General features: G+C 68.7%; 1 pseudogene. It reads left to right on the forward strand.

What is annotated here, in order from left to right:
- Positions 1-565, forward strand: a pseudogene (locus tag DMB66_RS60770) (transposase); the annotation flags it as partial.

Genomic DNA, 565 nt, shown 5'->3' on the forward strand with positions numbered 1-565 from the left:
ATCAACCCTGCCGGGCTGTTGGACCAAGCTCTCGGCGACGCGTCGCCGGACCTGATGCGGCACCTGCTGTCCACGGTGATCAACTCGCTGTTGTCGGCCGACGCGGACGCGGTCTGCGGCGCCGAGTACGGCGTGAGTTCACCGGAGCGGGTCAACTCCCGTAACGGCTACCGCCATCGTGACCTGGACACCCGCGTTGGCACGATCGACGTCGCGGTCCCGAAACTGCGCCAAGGCACGTATTCCCGGGATTGGGCTGCTCGAGCGGCGTAAGCGGGCCGAGGCCGCCCTGGTGAGCGTGGTCGCGACCTGCTACCTACTCGGCGTCTCCACCCGGCGCATGGACAAACTGGTGCAGAGCCTGGGCATCACCAGCCTGTCCAGGTCACAGGTCTCCCGGATGGCCACGACCTCGACGCCCAGGTCGCCGCGTTCCGCACCGGCCCCTGGACCGAGTCCGGGCCGTTCACGTTCGTCGCCGCCGACGCGCTGAGCATGAAGGTCCGTGAACAGGGCCGGGTGGTCAAAGCGGTCGTGCTGGTCGCGACCGGCGTCAACGCCGACG

This window comes from Actinoplanes sp. ATCC 53533 (assembly GCF_003947245.1).